Origin of the sequence: Streptomyces laurentii, assembly GCF_040635425.1 — a bacterium.
Classification (GTDB): Bacteria; Actinomycetota; Actinomycetes; order Streptomycetales; family Streptomycetaceae; genus Streptomyces; species Streptomyces laurentii.
Window position 1 is genome coordinate 1 of the sequence record NZ_JBEYHT010000082.1, and the last position, 19013, is coordinate 19013.

Annotated in this window: 21 protein-coding genes; 17 read left to right on the forward strand and 4 right to left on the reverse strand. The window is 72.0% G+C overall.

Features of this window, described 5'->3' with window-relative positions:
* Window positions 1-101 precede the first annotated feature (101 nt).
* The 9 genes from ABZ693_RS32690 (at window position 102) to ABZ693_RS32730 (ending at window position 7204) form a co-directional block, all read left to right on the forward strand.
* Window positions 102-281 carry a hypothetical protein gene (locus ABZ693_RS32690; RefSeq protein WP_359884914.1) on the forward strand — a complete coding sequence of 60 codons (180 nt, stop codon included), beginning with the start codon at window positions 102-104 and terminating at the stop codon, window positions 279-281.
* Window positions 282-290: 9 nt separating this feature from the next.
* Window positions 291-938, forward strand: coding sequence for an HAD family hydrolase (locus tag ABZ693_RS32695; protein ID WP_359884916.1), 648 nt, complete (start codon window positions 291-293; stop codon window positions 936-938).
* A gap of 41 nt (window positions 939-979) precedes the next feature.
* Entirely contained in the window at window positions 980-2182 is a 1203-nt protein-coding gene (locus tag ABZ693_RS32700) for an MFS transporter (RefSeq protein WP_359884918.1), read from the forward strand.
* A complete protein-coding gene (locus tag ABZ693_RS32705) occupies window positions 2151-3329 on the forward strand; it encodes an acetoin utilization protein AcuC (protein WP_359884920.1) in 1179 nt (392 codons plus the stop codon). Before ABZ693_RS32700 ends, ABZ693_RS32705 begins: the two co-directional genes overlap by 32 nt.
* A gap of 117 nt (window positions 3330-3446) precedes the next feature.
* Window positions 3447-4262, forward strand: a complete 816-nt coding sequence (locus ABZ693_RS32710) for a phosphatase (RefSeq protein WP_359884922.1) — start codon at window positions 3447-3449, stop codon at window positions 4260-4262.
* Window positions 4263-4389: 127 nt separating this feature from the next.
* Window positions 4390-4599: a helix-turn-helix domain-containing protein gene (locus ABZ693_RS32715; protein WP_046910004.1), complete on the forward strand. Its 210-nt coding sequence runs from the start codon at window positions 4390-4392 to the stop codon at window positions 4597-4599.
* Window positions 4600-4804: 205 nt separating this feature from the next.
* Entirely contained in the window at window positions 4805-4903 is a 99-nt protein-coding gene (locus ABZ693_RS32720; protein WP_003948845.1) for a 30S ribosomal protein bS22, read from the forward strand.
* A gap of 205 nt (window positions 4904-5108) precedes the next feature.
* Window positions 5109-6170 carry an NAD-dependent epimerase/dehydratase family protein gene (locus tag ABZ693_RS32725; RefSeq protein WP_359884925.1) on the forward strand — a complete coding sequence of 354 codons (1062 nt, stop codon included), beginning with the start codon at window positions 5109-5111 and terminating at the stop codon, window positions 6168-6170.
* A 14-nt stretch (window positions 6171-6184) separates the two neighbouring features.
* Window positions 6185-7204, forward strand: coding sequence for a lysophospholipid acyltransferase family protein (locus tag ABZ693_RS32730; protein ID WP_359884927.1), 1020 nt, complete (start codon window positions 6185-6187; stop codon window positions 7202-7204).
* Between the two features lie 106 nt (window positions 7205-7310).
* On the opposite strand, the gene ABZ693_RS32735 is transcribed toward ABZ693_RS32730, so the two are convergent.
* The 3 genes from ABZ693_RS32735 to ABZ693_RS32745 all read right to left on the reverse strand — a co-directional run bounded on the left by ABZ693_RS32735 (window position 7311) and on the right by ABZ693_RS32745 (window position 11057).
* A complete protein-coding gene (locus ABZ693_RS32735) occupies window positions 7311-8516 on the reverse strand; it encodes a DUF5667 domain-containing protein (RefSeq protein ID WP_359884929.1) in 1206 nt (401 codons plus the stop codon).
* Between the two features lie 308 nt (window positions 8517-8824).
* Complete coding sequence (locus ABZ693_RS32740; RefSeq protein WP_359884931.1) at window positions 8825-9637, reverse strand: ECF subfamily RNA polymerase sigma factor, BldN family; 813 nt, start codon at window positions 9635-9637, stop codon at window positions 8825-8827.
* A gap of 463 nt (window positions 9638-10100) precedes the next feature.
* Window positions 10101-11057, reverse strand: a complete 957-nt coding sequence (locus ABZ693_RS32745; RefSeq protein ID WP_359884933.1) for an HAD family hydrolase — start codon at window positions 11055-11057, stop codon at window positions 10101-10103.
* A 117-nt stretch (window positions 11058-11174) separates the two neighbouring features.
* On the opposite strand from ABZ693_RS32745, the gene ABZ693_RS32750 reads away from it, so the two are divergent.
* From ABZ693_RS32750 to ABZ693_RS32780, 7 genes are all read left to right on the forward strand, one after another.
* Window positions 11175-11450 carry a glutaredoxin family protein gene (locus ABZ693_RS32750; protein ID WP_359884935.1) on the forward strand — a complete coding sequence of 92 codons (276 nt, stop codon included), beginning with the start codon at window positions 11175-11177 and terminating at the stop codon, window positions 11448-11450.
* A 272-nt stretch (window positions 11451-11722) separates the two neighbouring features.
* Window positions 11723-12544: a redox-sensing transcriptional repressor Rex gene (locus tag ABZ693_RS32755; RefSeq protein WP_359884937.1), complete on the forward strand. Its 822-nt coding sequence runs from the start codon at window positions 11723-11725 to the stop codon at window positions 12542-12544.
* Window positions 12541-13932, forward strand: coding sequence for a glutamyl-tRNA reductase (locus tag ABZ693_RS32760; protein WP_359884939.1), 1392 nt, complete (start codon window positions 12541-12543; stop codon window positions 13930-13932). Before ABZ693_RS32755 ends, ABZ693_RS32760 begins: the two co-directional genes overlap by 4 nt.
* The gene (hemC, locus tag ABZ693_RS32765) at window positions 13929-14915 is read left to right on the forward strand and encodes a hydroxymethylbilane synthase (RefSeq protein ID WP_359884941.1); all 987 of its coding nucleotides are present in this window, start codon (window positions 13929-13931) and stop codon (window positions 14913-14915) included. Before ABZ693_RS32760 ends, hemC begins: the two co-directional genes overlap by 4 nt.
* Entirely contained in the window at window positions 14912-16582 is a 1671-nt protein-coding gene (locus ABZ693_RS32770) for a bifunctional uroporphyrinogen-III C-methyltransferase/uroporphyrinogen-III synthase (RefSeq protein WP_359884943.1), read from the forward strand. The genes hemC and ABZ693_RS32770 overlap by 4 nt, the downstream gene beginning before the upstream one ends.
* Before the next feature lie 198 nt (window positions 16583-16780).
* Window positions 16781-17782 carry a porphobilinogen synthase gene (gene hemB / locus ABZ693_RS32775; RefSeq protein ID WP_359884944.1) on the forward strand — a complete coding sequence of 334 codons (1002 nt, stop codon included), beginning with the start codon at window positions 16781-16783 and terminating at the stop codon, window positions 17780-17782.
* A gap of 105 nt (window positions 17783-17887) precedes the next feature.
* Entirely contained in the window at window positions 17888-18172 is a 285-nt protein-coding gene (locus ABZ693_RS32780; RefSeq protein ID WP_359884946.1) for a DUF1876 domain-containing protein, read from the forward strand.
* A 2-nt stretch (window positions 18173-18174) separates the two neighbouring features.
* On the opposite strand, the gene ABZ693_RS32785 is transcribed toward ABZ693_RS32780, so the two are convergent.
* Window positions 18175-18600: a DUF4232 domain-containing protein gene (locus tag ABZ693_RS32785; RefSeq protein ID WP_359884947.1), complete on the reverse strand. Its 426-nt coding sequence runs from the start codon at window positions 18598-18600 to the stop codon at window positions 18175-18177.
* Between the two features lie 85 nt (window positions 18601-18685).
* On the opposite strand from ABZ693_RS32785, the gene ABZ693_RS32790 reads away from it, so the two are divergent.
* Window positions 18686-18886, forward strand: coding sequence for a hypothetical protein (locus ABZ693_RS32790; RefSeq protein ID WP_359884949.1), 201 nt, complete (start codon window positions 18686-18688; stop codon window positions 18884-18886).
* The last annotated feature ends 127 nt before the right edge of the window (window positions 18887-19013 follow it).

Sequence of the window (19013 nt, forward strand, 5' to 3'; positions counted from 1 at the left end):
TGCAGGGGGGACCCTGTGGGAGAGTAGGACACCGCCGAACTCCTTTTGGGGAAAGCCCCGCACCTTTATGGTGCGGGGCTTTTCTGCGTTTACGGTACGGGATGGTCTGGTTCGACAGCGCGCCCGGCAATCTCCTGGGCTGGCTCGGTCTGCTGTGGAACGCCTCGTCCGGCGGCCGGGTGTGGGACGCCGTCGGTTATCCGGCGACGCCGAACCCGCCGTTCGACGGCAACACCATGGACGAGGCGGTCCAGGAGCACGATCGGGTCATCGGCTCCTAGGATCCGGTCATGAGCTATGACCTGGTCATCTTCGACAACGACGGTGTGCTCGTCGACAGCGAGCCGATCTCCAACCGGCTCCTCGCCGGCTATCTCACGGAGCTCGGGCATCCCACCACGTACGAGGAATCGCTGCGGGACTACATGGGATCCGCGATGCACCGCATCCACGACCTGGTCGAGGAGCGCACCGGGGAGAAGCTGCCCGCCGACTTCGACGAGATCTTCCACGCGCGCGTGTTCGCCGCCTTCGAGCGGGATCTGGAACCCGTGGCGGGCGTCGGTGACGTACTGGAGCGGCTGACCGAGGCCGGCGTGCGGTACTGCGTGGCGTCGTCCGGCAGCCATGAGCGGATCCGGGTCGGGCACCGGACCACCGGGCTCGCCCGCTGGTTCCCGGACGAGATCGTGTTCAGCGCCGACGACGTCGGCCGCGGGAAGCCCGCCCCGGACCTGTTCCTGCACGCCGCCGCCCGGATGGGCGTCGAGCCGGGGCGGTGCGTGGTCGTCGAGGACAGCCGGCTCGGCGTGCAGGCGGCGAACGCGGCCGGGATGGATGTCCACGCCTTCACCGCGATGACTCCCGAGGAGCGGCTGACCGGCGCGAACGGATACTTCGCCCACATGGTGGACCTGCCCGCGATATTGGGAGTGTGATCCATCTACCGCGCGGTAGCCCCCGGCCCTACTGTGCCGCCATGACAGATGCGCGGTTGCGGCACGGGCGGGGCTCCCTGGCGGTCAGCTTCTTCATTCAGGGCGTCGCCTTCGCGCTCCTGGTGACCCGGATACCGGCGGTCCAGGACCGGTACGGGATATCCGACGGGCTGCTGCCCGCCTTCCTCGCCGCCGTCCCGGTGCTCGCCGGGGTGTCGAGCGTGATCGCCGAGAAACTTGCCGCCCGCGTCGGACCGGCGGCCGTCCTGCGCTGGGTGCAGCCTGTGGTGCTGCTCGCGCTGCTGGCCGTCGGCGCCGGTTCCGGACTGTGGATGGCGGCGCTGACGCTGGGTCTGTTCGGCCTCGTCGTCGGCGCGTTGGACGCGTCCATGAACATGCTGGGGGTGAGCCTCCAGCGGGCGTACGGGCGGAGCATCATGCTCGGCTTCCACGCCGCGTACAGCCTCGGCGGCATCGCCGGTGCCTCGCTCGCCTGGGTCGGGGCGCACTGGCATCTGACACTGTTCACCTCTTATCTGCCGGTCGTCGCCGTGTTGCTGCCTGTCGGTCTCATCGGCAGCCGCTGGTACGTCGACGGCAGGTCGGACCGGCGGGCCGCGACGGACGAGCCGGCGGCACGTCAGGGGCTCGCCTTCCGGCTGCTGTTGCCGCTATGTCTGGTGATGACCTTCGCGTACATCGGGGACTCGACGGTCTCCAACTGGTCGGCGAAGTACCTCCAGGACGTGCTGCACAGCTCCGAGGAGCTGGCGACCGTCCCCTATAACGCGTACATGGTGACGACGCTCCTCGGACGGTCCGTCGGCGACCTCGGGGTGCGGCGGTTCGGGGCGGCCCTGGTGGTGCGGGGCGGGGCCGTGGTCGCGGCGCTCGGGTTCGCGGTGGTGGCCGTCGCGCCGGGCGCGTGGACGGGCATGGCCGGGTTCACGATCCTGGGGCTCGGCCTGAGCGTGATCGTGCCCCAGACGTTCGCCGCCGCCGGCCGGCTGTTCCCCGGGTCGAGCGACGCGGCCGTGGCCCGGCTCAATGTCTTCAACTACGTGGGCTTCCTCGTGGGCTCGCCGCTCGTGGGCGCTCTGGGCGACGCCTGGACGTACCGCGGGGCGATGCTGGTGCCGATGGTGTTGGTGCTGGTGACGGTGGTGTACGCCACGTCGTTCGGTGCGCGTCCGGCCGGATACGGTGGCGGGCATGAGCAGCCGCGCACTGTTGATGTGGGATGAAGCGGTCACGGGATACGACTTCGGGGCCCAGCATCCGATGGACCCGGTGCGGCTCGCGCTGACGATGAGTCTGGTGCGGGCGTACGGGACCGACCGCGCCGTCGACGTCGTGGCGGCCCCGCCCGCCGGTGACTCGACTCTTCGGCTCGTGCACCGCGCCGACTATCTGGCCGCGGTACGGGCCGCGTCCGCGGACCCGGCGTCGGCCGACCCGGCGTACGGGCTCGGGACGACGGACGATCCGGCGTTCGCGGAGATGCACGAGGTGTCCGCGCTGATCGCCGGACAGTCGGTGGGCGCGGCGGAGGCCCTGTGGCGCGGTGACACGGCGCACGCGGTGAACTTCGCGGGCGGGCTGCACCACGCGATGCCGGGGGCGGCGTCCGGGTTCTGCGTCTACAACGACGCGGCCCTCGCGATCGCCCGGCTGCTCGAACTGGGCGCCGAGCGGGTGGCGTACGTCGATGTGGACGCGCACCACGGGGACGGGGTGCAGGCGGCGTTCTGGGAGGACCCGCGGGTCCTGACGATCTCGATGCACGAACACCCGCGGACGCTGTTCCCGCACACCGGCTGGCCGCAGGAGACGGGCGCGGCCGGGCCGGGCGAGGGCAGCGCGGTGAACCTGGCGCTGCCGGCGGGCACCGGGGACACCGGCTGGGTGCGGGCGTTCCACGCGGTCGTACCGGAGCTGCTGGCCCAGTTCCGGCCGCAGGCCCTGGTGACCCAGCACGGCGCGGACACCCACTTCGAGGACCCGCTGGCTCATCTGGCGGTGTCGCTGGACGCCCAGCGGGCGGTGCAGGAGGCCTGCCACGACCTCGCCCACACGTATGTGGAGGGCGGCCGCTGGCTGGCGCTCGGCGGCGGCGGGTACGCGGTGGTGGACGTCGTCCCGCGGTCCTGGGCGCATCTGGTGGCCATCGCGGCGCACGCGCCGGTGGATCCGGCGTCGGTGATCCCGGCGTCGTGGCGGGACGAGGTGTACGCGCGGACGCGGCAGCCCGGGCCCCGGCGGATGACGGACGGGCGCTGGCCGGTCGCCTGGCGGGAGTGGACGGGCGGGTACGACCCGGCGGACCGGCTGGACCAGGCGGTGCTCGCGACGCGCCGGGCGGCGTTCCCGGCGCGCGGGCTGCTCGCCTGAGGCAGGCCGGAGGGCGTCACCCCGCCGTTGCCCTGCCATTCGTTCGAGTTAAGCCGACCGTGCGTTGCCGCGGGGATTCCGGCCCCGCCGGCCGGGGTGTTCGGCAGCATCGTGCGCGTGTGGAGTACCAGGGCGCTGCGGGCGCATCTGCTGGCCGACGGCCTCGCCGGCCCGGTGGCGACCCCGCGGGAGACGAGTCTGCGCAGCTACCGGCTCTTCGCCGCGGGCGATCCGCGGGTGACGCTCGGCCTCGTCCCGGCGGGCCGGTGGGACGAGGGGGCACTGCTGCGGCTGATGGCGCGGCGCTGCGGGGTGTCTTCGGACCCGGCGTACCGCGTGGGGCCGGACCGGATCGACCCGGAACGGACCCTGGACGCCCTCGACGCGTTCGCCGAGCGGCTCGGGGAGGCGGCGGGACGGCGGGCTCCGGTGCTCCTCGGGACCGGTCATCCGCATCGTCTGCTCGGTTTCTACGCCGCGCTGGCAGACGCTTTGTCGGCGGCGGGATGTCTTGTCCTCACCCCGGCGCAGGGGAGATGTGTCGACATAACGACCCGGTTCGGCGTACGCACGCACCTCCTGGACTACGTACAAGGGGTGGCGTTCGTGCGTGCCCGGGACCTGTCGGCGGCAGGGCGTGTGCCCGGGGCGCACAGCCATTCCCCGCTGCCGGTTAGGGCGGCGCTGGAGAGCGCGGCCGACGCGGGCGGGCCGCTGCCGGAGCTGGTGATCGGGGACCACGGCTGGGTCTGCGGGGCAGGTCAGCTGGGTATCGAGAGCATCGGGCCGGCCGACACGGACGATCCGGCGCTGTTCGTCGGGGAGGCCGAGGGGCAGGTGTCCGTGACGGTTCCGCTTGACGACGGGGTGCGGGCGGAGTCGTATCGTCCGCTCACACGCTATGTACTCAATCGAGCGTGTCTGTCACGGTAAACGGCCGATCGCAGCTCCTCTTCCCCACTCGTACCACCCGCCCCTAGTCTGGGCGTGAGCGCGCAGCGACGAAGAGTCACCGGAGGGGAAGCCGGTGGGCGTCGCGTGCGGAAGGTACAGGTGGGTCATGGCTGCAGGAGATCGGCCTCTCAACGAGGTGAAGTTTCTGACCGTGGCGGAGGTCGCTTCGGTGATGCGCGTCTCGAAGATGACCGTGTACCGGTTGGTGCACAGCGGTCATCTGCCGGCGATCCGGGTGGGCAGGTCCTTCCGGGTCCCGGAGCAGGCTGTTCACGAGTACCTGAGAGAGTCCTTCGTGGGGGTCGCGACCGCGTAGCCGTGTTGTTCGGGCGGGTTCGGATTCCGGGCCCGGCGCCAGGCCGGGCCCGGGTTTCACCGGCCGCCCGTTCTTCGACGCTCCTCGGATTACCTGCGGATCGCTCGGGGCGGTAGGCTAGCCCCTCGTAGGTCGTGTGGGCCCAGACGCCCCGCACCGATCCCCGCTGGCGCGGGGATGTTCCGAGAAGTGAGCGAGGGTAGTCGTGGGCTCTGTTATCAAGAAGCGGCGTAAGCGGATGGCCAAGAAGAAGCACCGCAAGCTGCTCAAGCGCACGCGCGTCCAGCGTCGCAACAAGAAGTAAGCGACGCTGCGGCAGCAGCGTATGTGCGTCGGCGTGGCCCCTCACCGTACTCCGGTGGGGGGCCACGCCTTTTGCCGCACGGGTGCGGGGCCGGTGCCGTGAGACGGAGGCGCTACGGTGGCCGTCAGCGCGACAGGAACGCCGCGCACCGCACAGCGAACACCGCGGACCTGTGGAAGACCGACACCGACGGAAGGCGCTCGTCTTGGGCAAGGTCGTGCTCGTCACCGGTGCGGCCCGTCATCTGGGCGCCCGTCTCGTCCGGCGGATCCAGCGGGACCCGGACGTGGAGCGGGTGATCGCCGTGGACGCGGTCGACTCCCCGCATCCGCTGGGCGCGGCCGAGTTCGTGCGCGCCGACATCCGGCGGCCCGCCATCGCCAAGATCCTCGCCCGCCACGACGTGGACACCGTGGTCCACATGGACGTCACCGGCACCGCGCTCGGCTCCGGCGGCCGTACGTCGGTCAAGGAGACCAACGTCATCGGCACCATGCAGCTGCTCGGCGCCTGCCAGAAGTCGCAGCGGATCCGGCGGCTCGTGGTGAAGTCGACGACGAGCGTCTACGGGGCCGCGCCGCGCGACCCGGCCGTCTTCACCGAGACGACGCCGGCGAAGTCGCTGCCGAGCGGGGGCTTCGCCAAGGACGCCGTCGAGGTCGAGGGGTACGTACGGGGCTTCGCCCGGCGCCGCCCGGACGTGGCGGTGTGCGTGCTGCGGTTCGCCAACATCCTCGGGCCGCGGGTGGATTCACCGCTCACCGAGTACCTGGCCCTGCCGGTCCTGCCGACGGTCTTCGGCTACGACCCGCGGCTCCAGTTCGTCCACGAGGACGACGTCGTCGACGTCCTGGAGATCGCCGCGCGCGAGCCGCGCCGGGCGACCCTGAACAGCGGGACCTTCAACATCGCCGGCGACGGCGTGCTGCTGCTGTCCCAGTGCGCGCGGCGGCTCGGCCGGCCGACGGCCCCGGTGCTGCTGCCCGCGGTCACCTGGGTGGGGCAGGCGCTGCGCACCGTCGGCGTGACGGACTTCTCGCCGGAGCAGATCCGGCTGCTCACGCACGGGCGGGTGGTGTCCACCGTCCAGATGCGCGAGACGCTCGGCTTCACGCCCCTGCACACCACGGCGGACGCCTTCGCCGACTTCGCGCGCAGCCAGGGGCCGGGGCTGCTGCCGCCGGAGCGGCTGGCGAGGGCCGTGGACCGGCTCGCCGGGCGGCTGGTGCCCGGCAGCACCTTCCCCGATGTTCCGGCCGGCAGCTGAGGAGCCCGATCGCGATGGCGGACGCCAAGGTCATTCCCTTCGACGACGACCGTTCGCGGGCGCGCCGCCGTCCCGCGCGGACCGACGACGCGGCGTCCGTACGGGCGCTGCCGGCCCAGGCGCAGGCCCCGGCCCAGCCGTCCGGTGACGACCCGGAGACGGGTACGGAGCCGGGGGCGGACCCGGGGGAGCGGGGCGGCTGGGAGCGGAAGCTCGCGAGCGGGCTCGCGTTCCTGCGGCGGCGGGTCACCGGCGACTACGAGGTCGACGAGTTCGGCTACGACGAGGACCTCACCGACCAGGTCCTGATGTCGCTGCTGCGCCCGGTGTACGAGAAGTACTTCCGGGTGGAGGTGAAGGGTGTCGAGAACATCCCGGCGAAGGGCGGCGCCCTGGTGGTCGCCAACCACTCCGGGACGCTGCCGCTGGACGGTCTGATGATGCAGGTCGCCGTGCACGACCATCATCCGGCGGACCGTCATCTGCGGCTGCTGGCCGCCGATCTGGTGTTCATGATGCCGGTGGTCAACGAGCTGGCCCGGAAGGCCGGGCACACGCTGGCGTGCGGGGAGGACGCCGAACGGCTGCTGCGCGCGGGCGAGATCGTCGGCGTGATGCCGGAGGGCTTCAAGGGCATCGGGAAGCCGTTCGCCGAACGGTACAAGCTGCAGCGGTTCGGGCGGGGCGGGTTCGTGTCGACGGCGCTGCGGGCCGGGGTGCCGATCGTGCCGTGCTCGGTGGTGGGCGCGGAGGAGATCTACCCGATGCTCGGCAACGCGCGGACGCTGGCGCGGCTGCTCGGGCTTCCGTACTTCCCGCTGACCCCGACCTTCCCCTGGCTGGGGCCGATGGGTGCGCTGCCGCTGCCGACGAAGTGGACGATCGAGTTCGGCGAGCCGATCCACACGGACGGCTATCCGCTGGAGGCGGCGGAGGACCCGATGCTGATGTTCAACCTGACCGACCAGGTGCGCGAGCAGATCCAGCACACGCTGTACAAGCTTCTGGTGCAGCGCCGTTCGGTGTTCTTCTGACGGCGGTTCATCAAGGCCGTGTACGTGTGAGGGTGCGTCCCCCGGGTGGGGCGCACCCTCACACGGTCGGTGGGGCGGGTCGGGCCGTTCGTACTCCTCAGTCGGCTCAGTCGGCGTTGCCGCTGTCGATGCCGAGGCCCGGCAGCAGCCCCGGAAGGAGCGGCGGGAGGGTCACGTCGGGGGCGGCCGGCGTGGACTCCTTGCCGGACGGGGAGGAGCTCGGCCCCGTCTGCTGCGGCGGGTTGAGCAGGTCGCCCGCACCGCCGAGCAGGCCGCCGTCCTCCGGTGCGCCCGACTTCGTCCCCGTACCGGAACCGGAGGGGGTGGGCTGGGCGCTGTCGCCGCCGCGCGACGGAGTGGCGGACGAGGAGTGCGACCGCTGGGGGGTGGCCGTCGGGGTGGCGCCGGGGGTGTTCGGGCCACTGGAGCCGACGGGGCCGCGCTCGGGCGGGCGGGGCAGCAGCGACCGCAGCGGCTGGACGTCCTGGTCTATGGCGGCGAAGACGTCGTTCACCTCCTTGCTCACGTCGGTGAGCTGGACCGGGAGCCGGTCGCGCAGGCCGTCCCAGGTGGCGCGGTGGGACTGGGCGAAGGAGTTCAGCCGGGCCATGGGCTCGATCTCGCCGTCCCGCTGGTAGGCCTGGCGGAGCAGCCGGTGGCCTTCGGCGGCGTCGTGCGTCATCCCGCCGAGGACCCGGCGGATCTCGCCGACCGACTCGTGGTCGAGGTCGCCGGAGCGGCCGCGCTCCATCAGCCGGCGGGCCTCGTTGAGCCGGGTGGACGCCTGGTCGAGGTAGATCCCGCCCCGGTCGGCGTCGTCGTCCGCCATCCCGCGCTTGATGTCCTCCATCCCGCGCTTGAGCCCGTAGAGCGAGTCACCGGGGAGGGCGTCGGAGCTGGCGGCGGCCACTCCGCTGAGCGCTCCGGCGGCGACGCCGACCGTGAGGCCGCCGGCCGCCAGGCCCTTGGTCCAGCGGGAACGGGGACGCAGTTTGCGGAGCGGGGAGGCACGGTGGACTCCCTTGGCGGAGCCTCGCTGCCCCGGCACCGTAGGGCCCGCGGCGGCGTTTCCCTCCGCGAGCATCGCTTCCATGGCGGCGACGAGCTGGGCTCGCTGCACCACCTTGACCTCGGGGTCCATCTCCGGCCTCGGCAGGGTGCCGAGACCGTTCGCCAGGGCCAACAGCCGTCCCCGCTCGGCCGATTCGGCCGATGCCTCGGACCGCTCGGCCGCCGCGCCCTCGGACGTCCGATCCTCCAGGGCCTGGGCGAAGGCGTTCGCCCGCCGGTGCGTCGAGACGTTCGCGATCACTGGCGGCACCTCCTCTCGTCATGACGGTCGACTTCCCGAGGGGTTCGGAAGGTTGCACACCTTGAGCGCATCCACACGAAAGAGTGAACGGATGTGGGCCTGGCGTGACCGCGGGAAGCCTGCATTTCGCACAACGAGCGGCGCGGCACTTGGGTTACGCGCGAAGGATGATCGGACCAGTGCGTCATCGAGTCGTCACCGACTGTGAGTTGGACGGGAGGGAGGGGTGGTGGGGGGGTGGTGCGGTGAGGTAACGGGGCGGGGGCCGGCGGCGGGGACCGAGGAGGCGCGTGGGGGGTGCCGGACGGTCAGCGGGCGTCTTCCGGGAGGAGGCGGGCCAGGGTGCGGACGGCCCGGTACTGGAGGGTCTTGATCGCGCCCTCGTTCTTGCCCATGACCCGGGCGGTCTCGGCGACCGACAGGCCCTGGAGGAACCGGAGCGTGACGCATTCCTGTTGCTGGGGGTTGAGACGGCGGACGGCGTCGAGGAGGGCTGCGTTGGAGAGGGACTCGAGGACGGAGTCCTCGGGGCTTCGCTCGACCTCGTTGGCGTCGAGCATCTCGCCGGTGGTGACCTCGAGGCGGAAGCGGCTGGACTTGAAGTGGTCGGCGACGAGGTTGCGGGCGATGGTGACGAGCCAGGCGCCGAAGTCCCGGCCCTGCCAGGTGAAGGTGGAGATACGGCGCAGGGCGCGCAGGAAGGTCTCGCTGGTGAGGTCCTCGGCCGTCGCCTTCCCGCCCACGCGGTAGTAGATGTAGCGGTAGACGGTGTCGCTGTACTGGTCGTAGAGGCGGCCGAAGGCGTCGGCCTCGCCGGCCTGGGCGCGCTCGACCAGGTCCATCATGCGGGCGCTGTCGCTGTCGGCGGTGGGCCTGCGGGCGGTGGTCGGGGTGGCGGAGCCGCCGCCCCGGGGGCCGCGTCTGCCCACCGCGGCGCCGCTCTCGGCCAGCGCGTAGCAGGGACCGGCGGGTGCCGGTGTGGCGAAGGCGGGCCCGCCGAAAGCGGAACCGCCGAAGGCGGGTGTGGCGTACGCGGTGGGGACGAAGCCGCGCAGGTGGTCGAAGACCCTTGCGCGCAGCGTAGCCAGGCCCGAGGCGTCAACCCCGACGTGTGGGTACACGGGACTCCCAGAGGCAGAGCTTCCATCACGTGCAGTGCGGGACCGTTCACTCGTCGTGGCGACGTGTGGGTTCCGTTGTGCGTCTGAGGAGAATAACGCTTCGTACAGGCGGCGCTACACCGAGTTGTCAAAATCATCGATTCGGTTGCATCTGTTGCCACTTGGGAGCGAAAAGAGGCGTGATTGATGACCGAATGTGGATGGGTTTGCTTCCGAGTTTGATCGGAGCCGGGGTCGATTGTGTTCGACTGCGGAGCCTGGAGGTGATCAGGGCCGCTGTCGGGCCCGAGTCGCATGAGGCGCGCGGTTGACGTGTGCGGGCATGTTCGATCACGGACGGGTGAGGACCGGTGATCCGTGATTGTCGCAGTCGATCGGAGCCGAAACGTATCGGCAGCGCACACCGCGCCCTCGTACGGGCGTCAGCGGAGAAGAGGAGAAGAGGAGAGGGGCGGGGGCGCGCTCAGCGCCGTCGGCGGTGCAGTGCGACCGCGGCGGCCGTGCCGCCCGCCAGCGCGCCGACCCCGGCGGCGGCCGGGATGCCGACCTTGACCGCCTTGCGGCCGGTCCGGTAGTCGCGCAGCCGCCATTCGCGTTCCTTGGCGTGCTTGCGCAGCTTGGCGTCCGGGTTGATCGCGTACGGATGCCCGACCAGCGACAGCATCGGGATGTCGTTGTGCGAGTCGCTGTACGCGGCGCAGCGCGCCAGGTCCAGGCCCTCGGCGACGGCCAGCGCCCGGACCGCCTCGGCCTTGGCCGGGCCGTGCAGCAGCTCGCCGACCAGCTTGCCGGTGTAGACGCCGCCGACCGACTCGGCGACCGTGCCGAGCGCGCCGGTCAGGCCGAGGCGGCGGGCGATGATCGCGGCCGTCTCCACAGGGGCGGCGGTGACCAGCCACACCTTCTGGCCGGCGTCCAGGTGTGCCTGGGCGAGCGCGAGCGTGCCGGGCCAGATGCGGTCGGCCATGTACTCGTCGTAGATCTCCTCGCCGATCGACATCAGCTCGGAGACGCGGTGGCCCTGGACGATCGACAGGGCGCTGTCGCGGGCCTCCTGCATGTGCGCCGGGTCCTCGACGCCGGCCAGCCGGAACCAGGCCTGCGCCCAGGCGAAGCGGGCGAGTTCGCGGCGCTGGAAGAACTTCCGCTTGTACAGGCCGCGGCCGAAGTGGAAGATCGCGGCGCCCTGCATGACGGTGTTGTCGAGGTCGAAGAAGGCGGCGGCCCGGACGTCGCCGACGACCGGGAACTCGGGTTCCTCGGGTGTGGCTTCGGCGGCGGCCGCCTCGGCTGCCGCCTCCCGCTCCCTTTCGAGCTGGAGCGAGGTCTTGCGCGCCGCCTCCGCGGCGGCCTCGCCTGCCAGGACGCTGCGCGCGGTGGCGGAGCGCCTACGGGGGGTGAGCCATCCCAGAGCGGCCATGTTGCGAGCATAACCAGTCCGTTCGGTCCTCCCCGACGCGCGCGGGCGCCGCACGGGGGACGAGCGTGTGAACAGGCGGGGGAAGGGGCGGCGCCGATCGGCTCCGGCGGACGCAGAATGGACGGCATGTTCGGGCGTACGAAGAAGAAGAGCGGTCCGCGCACGGTGACGCTGATCGGCAAGCCGGGGTGCCATCTGTGCGACGACGCCAGGGAGGTGGTCGCGGCGGTGTGTGCCGAGACCGGCACGGCGTGGGAGGAGAAGGACATCAGTCAGGACGCCGAGTTGTACCGCGCCTACTGGGAGCAGATCCCGGTGGTCCTGGTCGACGGGGAGCAGCACACCTTCTGGCGGGTCGACGCGGGGCGGCTCCGGCGCGAACTGGGTGCGTGACCGAAAGACGGCTAACATCGACGACGTTTTGTTGGGTTTCGGGGGCGGCTTCATAAGGAGAGTGTGCGGTTTTGCCCCCGTCGGCATCCCAACGCTCAGGTGTGCTCCGCGGTTCCATAACGTCGGGAACCAGCCACGTGACCCCGGTCACTTTGGCCAGACAAAACGGACACCATCTTTGTGCACGCGTTCACAAAGACATAGCCTGCATTCGACGGGGCGGTCCTGGGACGCATGGCCGCCTGCAGCCCCGCTCATCCCGCAGGAGCACCGTGGCAACTGGCCGAACTCACCGACCGGCGACCCGTAGCCGAGGAATTCCCGAGGCCACCGTCGCCCGACTTCCGCTGTATCTGCGTGCCCTCACGGCACTCTCGGAGCGCTCCGTACCCACGGTGTCCTCCGAGGAACTCGCGGCCGCGGCAGGAGTCAATTCCGCCAAGCTGCGCAAGGACTTCAGCTACCTCGGCTCGTACGGGACGCGCGGCGTCGGCTACGACGTCGAGTACCTCGTCTACCAGATCTCCCGTGAGCTCGGCCTCACCCAGGACTGGCCCGTCGTCATCGTCGGCATCGGCAACCTGGGCGCCGCCCTGGCCAATTACGGCGGGTTCGCCTCCCGTGGCTTCCGGGTCGCCGCGCTCATCGACGCCGATCCGGCCATGGCCGGCCGTCCGGTCGCCGGGATGCCCGTGCAGCACACCGACGACCTGGAGCGGATCATCCAGGCCGACCGCGTCTCCATCGGCGTCATCGCGACCCCGGCGGGCGCGGCCCAGCAGGTCTGCGACCGGCTCGTGGCCGCCGGCGTGACCTCGATCCTCAACTTCGCGCCGACCGTGCTCTCCGTGCCGGACGGCGTCGACGTGCGCAAGGTCGACCTCTCCATCGAGCTGCAGATCCTCGCGTTCCACGAGCAGCGCAAGGCCGGCGAGGAGCCGGGCGGCGTCGGCGCCGCCCGTACCGCCGACGCGGCCCCCGCCGCCGGTTCCGGCGCGGCCGCCCAGGCCGCCGCGCCGCCCGCGCCGCACGCCGCCGAGGACACCCTCCGCAAGGGACCTGACGGGGACATGCCCGCGGTGATGCCCGCATGAGCCTCCTCGTCGTCGGTCTCAGCCACCGCACCGCCCCCGTCAGCCTCCTGGAGCGCGCCTCCCTCACGGTGGACGCCAAGGTCAAGCTGCTGCACGACACCCTCGCCGCCGAACCGGCCGCCGAGGGCACCGTGCTGGCCACCTGCAACCGCATCGAGCTGTACGCCGACGTGGACAAGTTCCACGCCGGTGTCGCCGAGCTGTCCACGCTCCTCGCCCAGCACAGCGGCGTCGGCCTGGACGAGCTCACCCCCTACCTCTACGTGCACTATGAGGACCGGGCCGTCCACCACCTCTTCTCGGTGGCCTGCGGACTGGACTCCATGGTCGTCGGCGAGGGCCAGATCCTCGGCCAGATCAAGGACGCCCTCGCCACCGGCCAGGAACAGCACACCGCCGGACGCCTGCTGAACGACCTCTTCCAGCAGGCCCTGCGGGTCGGCAAGCGCGCCCACAGCGAGACCGGCATCGACCGGGCCGGGCAGTCGCTCGTCACCTTCGGCCTGGAGCAGCTGGCCGGCGGCACCGGAGCGGCCGAGGTCGGCGCCTGGGCCGCGGGCAAGCGCGCCCTCGTCATCGGCGCCGGCTCGATGTCCTCGCTCGCCGCCGCCACCCTCGCGCGCGCGGGCGTCGCCGAGATCGCCGTCGCGAACCGCACCCCGGCCCGCGCCGAGCGCCTCGTCGAGATCCTCACCCAGCCCGGGGCCGGTACGCGAGTGGCCGCGCGCGCGGTCGAGATGGTTGCCGTCGGCGACGAAATGGCGAAGGCCGACATCGTCGTCTCCTGCACCGGCGCCACCGGCCTCGTCCTGACCGGGAACGGCGTCGAGACCGCGCTGCGCGCGCGCGGCGACGCGAACGGCGGCACCGAGCAGAGCCCCATGTACCTGCTCGACCTCGCCATGCCCCGCGACATCGACGCCGCCGTCCACCGGATCCCCGGCGCCCGCCTCGTCGACATCGAGTCGCTGGCCGCCGCCTCCGCCGACGCGCCCATGGCCTCCGACGTCGACCAGGTCCGCGACCTGGTCTCCGACGAGGTCGCCGCGTTCGGCGCCGCCCAGCGCGCCGCCACCATCACCCCGACCGTGGTCGCCCTGCGCGCCATGGCCGCCGATGTCGTGGCCGGCGAGATCGCACGCCTCGACGGCCGGCTGCCCGGCCTCGACGCCAAACAGCGCGCGGAGATCACCCAGACCGTGCGCCGCGTGGTCGACAAGCTCCTCCACGCCCCCACCGTGCGCGTCAAGGAACTGGCCGGCGAGCCCGGCGGCGCCGGCTACGCGGACGCGCTGCGGACACTCTTCGACCTCGACCCGGGGACGGTTGCCTCTGTCAGCCGGGCCGACCTGAACGACGGCGACGTCAAGAACCGAGGGCGAGTATGACCGAGAGGGCACTGAGGCTCGGGACCAGGCGCAGCAAGCTCGCCATGGCCCAGTCCGGACACGTGGCCGATGCGGTCCGGGAGCTGACCGGCCGGCCCGTCGAGCTCGTGGAGATCACGACGTACGGGGACACCTCGCGCGAGCACCTGGCGCAGATCGGCGGCACCGGCGTGTTCGTCGCCGCGCTGCGCGACGCGCTGCTCGCCGGCGAGGTCGACTTCGCCGTGCACTCGCTCAAGGACCTGCCGACCGCACCGCACCCCGGTCTCGTCGTCGCGGCCAACCCGCGCCGCGAGGACCCGCGCGACGTCCTCGTCGCCCGGGAGGGCATCACCCTCGGGACGCTCCCGGACGGTGCCCGTATCGGCACCGGCTCGCCGCGTCGCATGGCCCAGCTCAACGCGTACGCGCGCAGCCACGGCCTGACCATCGAGACCGTACCGATCCGCGGCAACATCGACACCCGGGTCGGCTATGTGCGCAAGGGCGAGCTGGACGCGGTGGTGCTCGCCGCCGCCGGGCTCAACCGCATCGGCGGAACCGAGGAGCTGACCGGCTCCCTGTCGCTCGACTTCCTGTCGACCGACACGGTCCTGCCCGCCCCTGGCCAGGGCGCCCTGGCCGTCGAGTGCCCGGCGTCCGACGCCGGCCTCGTCGCCCTGCTCGCCGAGCTCGACGACCCGTTCACCCGGGCCGCCGTGACCGCCGAGCGCTCCCTGCTCGCCGCCCTGGAGGCCGGCTGCTCCGCGCCCGTGGGCGCGCTGGCCGACCTGCGGGCCGAAGGCCCCGGCCGGCAGCAGGATGTCACCGAAATGCGCCTTCGCGGCATCGTCGGCACCACCGACGGTTCCACGCTGGTGCAGCTGTCCACCACCGGTCCCGTACCCACCTCGTACGAGGAGGCCATGGCACTCGGACGCGAACTCGCGGACGAGATGCTCGCCAAGGGTGCGGCCGGTCTTATGGGGGAGCGAGAACTTTGAGCCCCACCAGCCCGACCACCAGCCCCGCGTCCGCCGCCTTCCTCGGCCACGGTCACGTCACGTTCCTCGGCGCCGGTCCCGGCGACCCGGGTCTGCTGACGCTCCGGGCCGTCGAGGCCCTGGCCGGCGCGGACGTCCTGATCGCCGAGCCGGAGGTGCTCGAAGTCGTTCGCGGCCATGCGCGCGCGGGCGTGAGCACGCCTGAGCTGACGGTTGTCGACGAAGCGTCAACAGCCGTCGGTGTCCCCGTGTTGAGGGATCCCGCCAATCTTGTCATGGAGGCAGCGCGCGGCGGCAAGCGGGTCGTCCGTGCGGTGACCGGCGACCCCGGCCTCGACGGCAACGCCGGCGCCGAGATGCTCGCTTGCGCCGCCGAGGGCATCCCGTTCGAGGTCGTCCCCGGTGTCGCCACCGCCGTCGGCGTGCCCGCGTACGCCGGCGTACCGCTGCGCGACGCGCAGGGCACCGACGTCCGCTTCGTCGACGCCCGGACCGCCGACGACCGCTGCTGGGCCGAGGTCGGCGCCTCCGAGTGCACCGTCGTCGTGTCCACCTCCCTGGACTCGGTCGCCGCGGCCGCCGGTGAGCTGGTCGCCGCGGGCCGCCGGTCCGACACCCCGCTCACCGTCACCATCGGCGGTACGACCACGCGCCAGCGCACCTGGACCGCGACGCTGGGCACCATCGCGCAGGTCTTCAAGCAGGGCAAGGTGCTCCCCTCGCCCGAGGGCCACCGCCAGGCCATAGCCGTGGTCGGCGAGCGCAGCGCCCCCGCGCAGCGCGACCAGCTCGCGTGGTTCGAGTCCAAGCCGCTGTTCGGCTGGCGCGTGCTCGTCCCGCGTACCAAGGAGCAGGCCGCGTCGCTCTCCGACCAGCTGCGTTCCTACGGCGCGGTGCCGCACGAGGTGCCGACCATCGCCGTCGAGCCGCCGCGCACCCCGCAGCAGATGGAGCGGGCCGTCAAGGGCCTCGTCACCGGACGCTACGAGTGGATCGCCTTCACCTCGGTGAACGCGGTCAAGGCGGTCCGCGAGAAGTTCGAGGAGTACGGTCTCGACGCCCGTGCCTTCGCCGGCATCAAGGTCGCCGCCGTCGGCGAGCAGACCGCCGCCGCGCTCGTCGACTTCGGCGTGAAGCCGGACCTCGTCCCGAGCGGCGAGCAGTCCGCGGCCGGTCTTCTTGAGGACTGGCCGCCGTACGACCCGGTCTTCGACCCGATCGACCGCGTCTTCCTGCCGCGCGCCGACATCGCGACCGAGACGCTCGTCGCCGGTCTCATCGAGCTCGGGTGGGAGGTCGACGACGTCACCGCCTACCGGACCGTGCGCGCGTCGCCGCCGCCGGCGGACACCCGCGAGGCGATCAAGGGCGGCGGCTTCGACGCGGTCCTCTTCACCTCGTCGTCGACCGTGCGGAACCTCGTCGGCATCGCCGGCAAGCCGCACAACGTCACCGTCATCGCCTGCATCGGCCCCGCGACCGCGAAGACCGCGGAGGAGCACGGGCTGCGGGTCGACGTGCTGTCGCCGGAGCCGTCCGTGCACAAGCTGGCGGAGGCGCTGGCGGAGTTCGGGCTGCGGCGGCGTGCGGCCGCGCGGGAGGCCGGCGAGTCGGTGACGCGGCCGAGTGAGCGGCGGCCGGGGGCGCGGCGGCGTCGTACGACGTAGGCGGTACGCGGTGCGGTGCGCTGGTGCGCCGTGATGTGGACACCGTTACGTGAGGGGCGCGGGGCCTTGTCCCGCGCCCCTCACGCTGTGCGTTTCGCACGTCGGCCCCTCCCCGCCGGGGGTGGGGGATTTCTGTGGGGACGTATGCCTACAAGGCGTCGGCAAACGCAGGGGGCGTACGGGCGTAGCCTCAATGGCATGAATGCGTATGGAAGCTTTCCGGGGGCGCGGCCGCGGCGGCTGCGGACGACTCCTGCCATGCGGCGGATGGTGGCCGAGACGCGGCTTCACCCGGCCGATCTGATCCTGCCCGCCTTCGTGCGGGAGGGCGTGAGCGAGCCCGTGCCGATCGCCGCGATGCCCGGCGTCGTGCAGCACACGCGGGACACCCTGCGGAAGGCCGCCGCCGAGGCGGTCGCGGCCGGGGTCTCCGGGATCATGCTGTTCGGCGTGCCGGAGGACGGGAAGAAGGACGCCGACGGTACGGCCGGTACCGACCCTGACGGCATCCTGCAGGTGGCCCTGCGCGATGTGCGCGCCGAGGTCGGCGACGACCTGGTGATCATGTCGGACCTGTGCCTGGACGAGTACACCGACCACGGGCACTGCGGTGTCCTGGACGAGCACGGCCGGGTCGACAACGACGCCACGCTGGAGCGGTACGCCGAGATGGCCCAGGTGCAGGCCGACGCGGGCGCCCACGTCGTCGGTCCGTCCGGGATGATGGACGGCCAGGTCGGCGTGATCCGTGACGCCCTGGACACCATCGGCAAGGAGGACGTGTCGATCCTCGCGTACACCGCGAAGTACTCCTCCGCCTTCTACGGCCCGTTCCGCGAGGCCGTCGGCTCCTCGCTCGTCGGCGACCGCAAGACCTACCAGCAGGACCCCGCCAATCTGCGGGAGTCCATGCGGGAGCTGGCGCTCGACCTGGAGGAGGGCGCCGACATGGTCATGGTGAAGCCGGCCGGCCCGTACCTCGACGTGCTCGCCAAGGTCGCCGAGTCGGTGGACGTGCCGGTGGCCGCGTACCAGATCAGCGGGGAGTACTCGATGATCGAGGCCGCCGCCGAGAAGGGCTGGATCGACCGCGACAAGGCGATCCTCGAGACCCTGACCGGCATCCGCCGGGCCGGTGCGCGGACGATCCTCACCTACTGGGCGACCGAGGTCGCGCAGAAGCTGTCCCGCGGGCTCTGACACCCGCGGTTCGCTCCCGGCGCGCGGAGTGCGCGGGAGCGGATGCACCCTGGAGAGGTACCTGGGATTCCCCGGATCCCCGGTACCTCTCTGGAGGTGGTCCTCATGACGACGCAGTCACAGACCCTGGTCGGCTGGCACGTCGAGATGGAATTCCGCGAGGAGGGCGACCGGACGCGGGCGGTGGGCATGGTGCGGCTCGGTGACGGCACCGAGGTACGCGCCCACGGCACCGCCAATCGCCACCCCTCCGACCCCGATCAGCTGCGGGTGGGCGAGGAGATCGCCGGGGCCCGGGCGCTGATGGATCTCGCGTCGCAGCTGCTGCAGAAGGCCCATGTCGAGATCGACGAGGTCTCGGGGCGGCACTCCCACCCCATCCCGCGCTGATCTCAGTACATCAGCGCGTCCTCCAGGTTGCGCTGCCAGTACGACACGGCGGCGCCGTCGTCCGCGTACGTGCCCTTCGGCGCCGTCACCGTCGTCCCGCTGTCGGGGGTGATGTACACCTTGATCGTCTTCACGGTGGTGCCGTGGGTGTCCGGGCCGGGCTCGCCGGTCAGGATCAGTGAGGCATAGGCCGACTCGCCGGGGGCGAGGGTGACGACGGCCTGCGGCTTGCTGTCCTCCACGATCCGGATCGGCGCCTGGCTGTAGTCGAAGCCGACGAACGGCGCGCCGAGCGCGTCGCAGGGGCGGCTGCCGGTGTTGGTGACCGTGAGCGCCAGGTGGTTGACCGGGCGGCTCACCTTGCTCACCACGATCTTGGCCGTCGCCGTCGTGCACGCCGACGGGCGGGACGACGTCCGCGTGCCCACGGGCTTCGCGACCGGCGGCTTGGCGGCGCTTCCCGGCGCGGCCGTGGGGTGACCGGCGGTCGGCGCGTCCTTGGCGGGTGCCTCCTTGGCGGGTGCCTCCGTGGCCGGGGCGTCTTTGGCGGGTGCCTCCTTGGCCGGCGCCGCGGTGGAGGCGGCGGGCGGGGCGGTGGCCGCCGCGGACGTCGAGCCGTCCGACTGGCAGGCGGTGAGCGCCAGCGCCGCCGAGAGGGCGGCGGCGGGCAGGGCGAGACGGCGAGCGAGTGTACGCATGGTGAGGTCCCCGTGATGATGTCGTGTGTGCGTCAGTGCGGGTCGAGCAGCGCGAGGACGACCGCCGTGGAGGCGATCAGGAGCGCGACGGCCAGAGCGTCCGTGACGCGGCTGTTCCGCATGACCCAGAGCCTGCGCGTCGG

Excerpts from the sequence above, each read along its gene's own strand:
- ABZ693_RS32705 (WP_359884920.1), top strand. The coding sequence starts at position 2,151 with ATGAGCAGCCGCGCACTGTTGATGTGGGATGAAGCGGTCACGGGATAC.
- ABZ693_RS32695 (WP_359884916.1), top strand. The coding sequence starts at position 291 with ATGAGCTATGACCTGGTCATCTTCGACAACGACGGTGTGCTCGTCGAC.
- ABZ693_RS32730 (WP_359884927.1), top strand. The coding sequence starts at position 6,185 with ATGGCGGACGCCAAGGTCATTCCCTTCGACGACGACCGTTCGCGGGCG.
- hemC (WP_359884941.1), top strand. The coding sequence starts at position 13,929 with ATGACCGAGAGGGCACTGAGGCTCGGGACCAGGCGCAGCAAGCTCGCC.
- ABZ693_RS32690 (WP_359884914.1), top strand. The coding sequence starts at position 102 with ATGGTCTGGTTCGACAGCGCGCCCGGCAATCTCCTGGGCTGGCTCGGT.
- ABZ693_RS32780 (WP_359884946.1), top strand. The coding sequence starts at position 17,888 with ATGACGACGCAGTCACAGACCCTGGTCGGCTGGCACGTCGAGATGGAA.
- ABZ693_RS32750 (WP_359884935.1), top strand. The coding sequence starts at position 11,175 with ATGGACGGCATGTTCGGGCGTACGAAGAAGAAGAGCGGTCCGCGCACG.
- ABZ693_RS32745 (WP_359884933.1), bottom strand. The coding sequence starts at position 11,057 with ATGGCCGCTCTGGGATGGCTCACCCCCCGTAGGCGCTCCGCCACCGCG.
- ABZ693_RS32760 (WP_359884939.1), top strand. The coding sequence starts at position 12,541 with ATGAGCCTCCTCGTCGTCGGTCTCAGCCACCGCACCGCCCCCGTCAGC.
- ABZ693_RS32715 (WP_046910004.1), top strand. The coding sequence starts at position 4,390 with ATGGCTGCAGGAGATCGGCCTCTCAACGAGGTGAAGTTTCTGACCGTG.
- hemB (WP_359884944.1), top strand. The coding sequence starts at position 16,781 with ATGAATGCGTATGGAAGCTTTCCGGGGGCGCGGCCGCGGCGGCTGCGG.
- ABZ693_RS32700 (WP_359884918.1), top strand. The coding sequence starts at position 980 with ATGACAGATGCGCGGTTGCGGCACGGGCGGGGCTCCCTGGCGGTCAGC.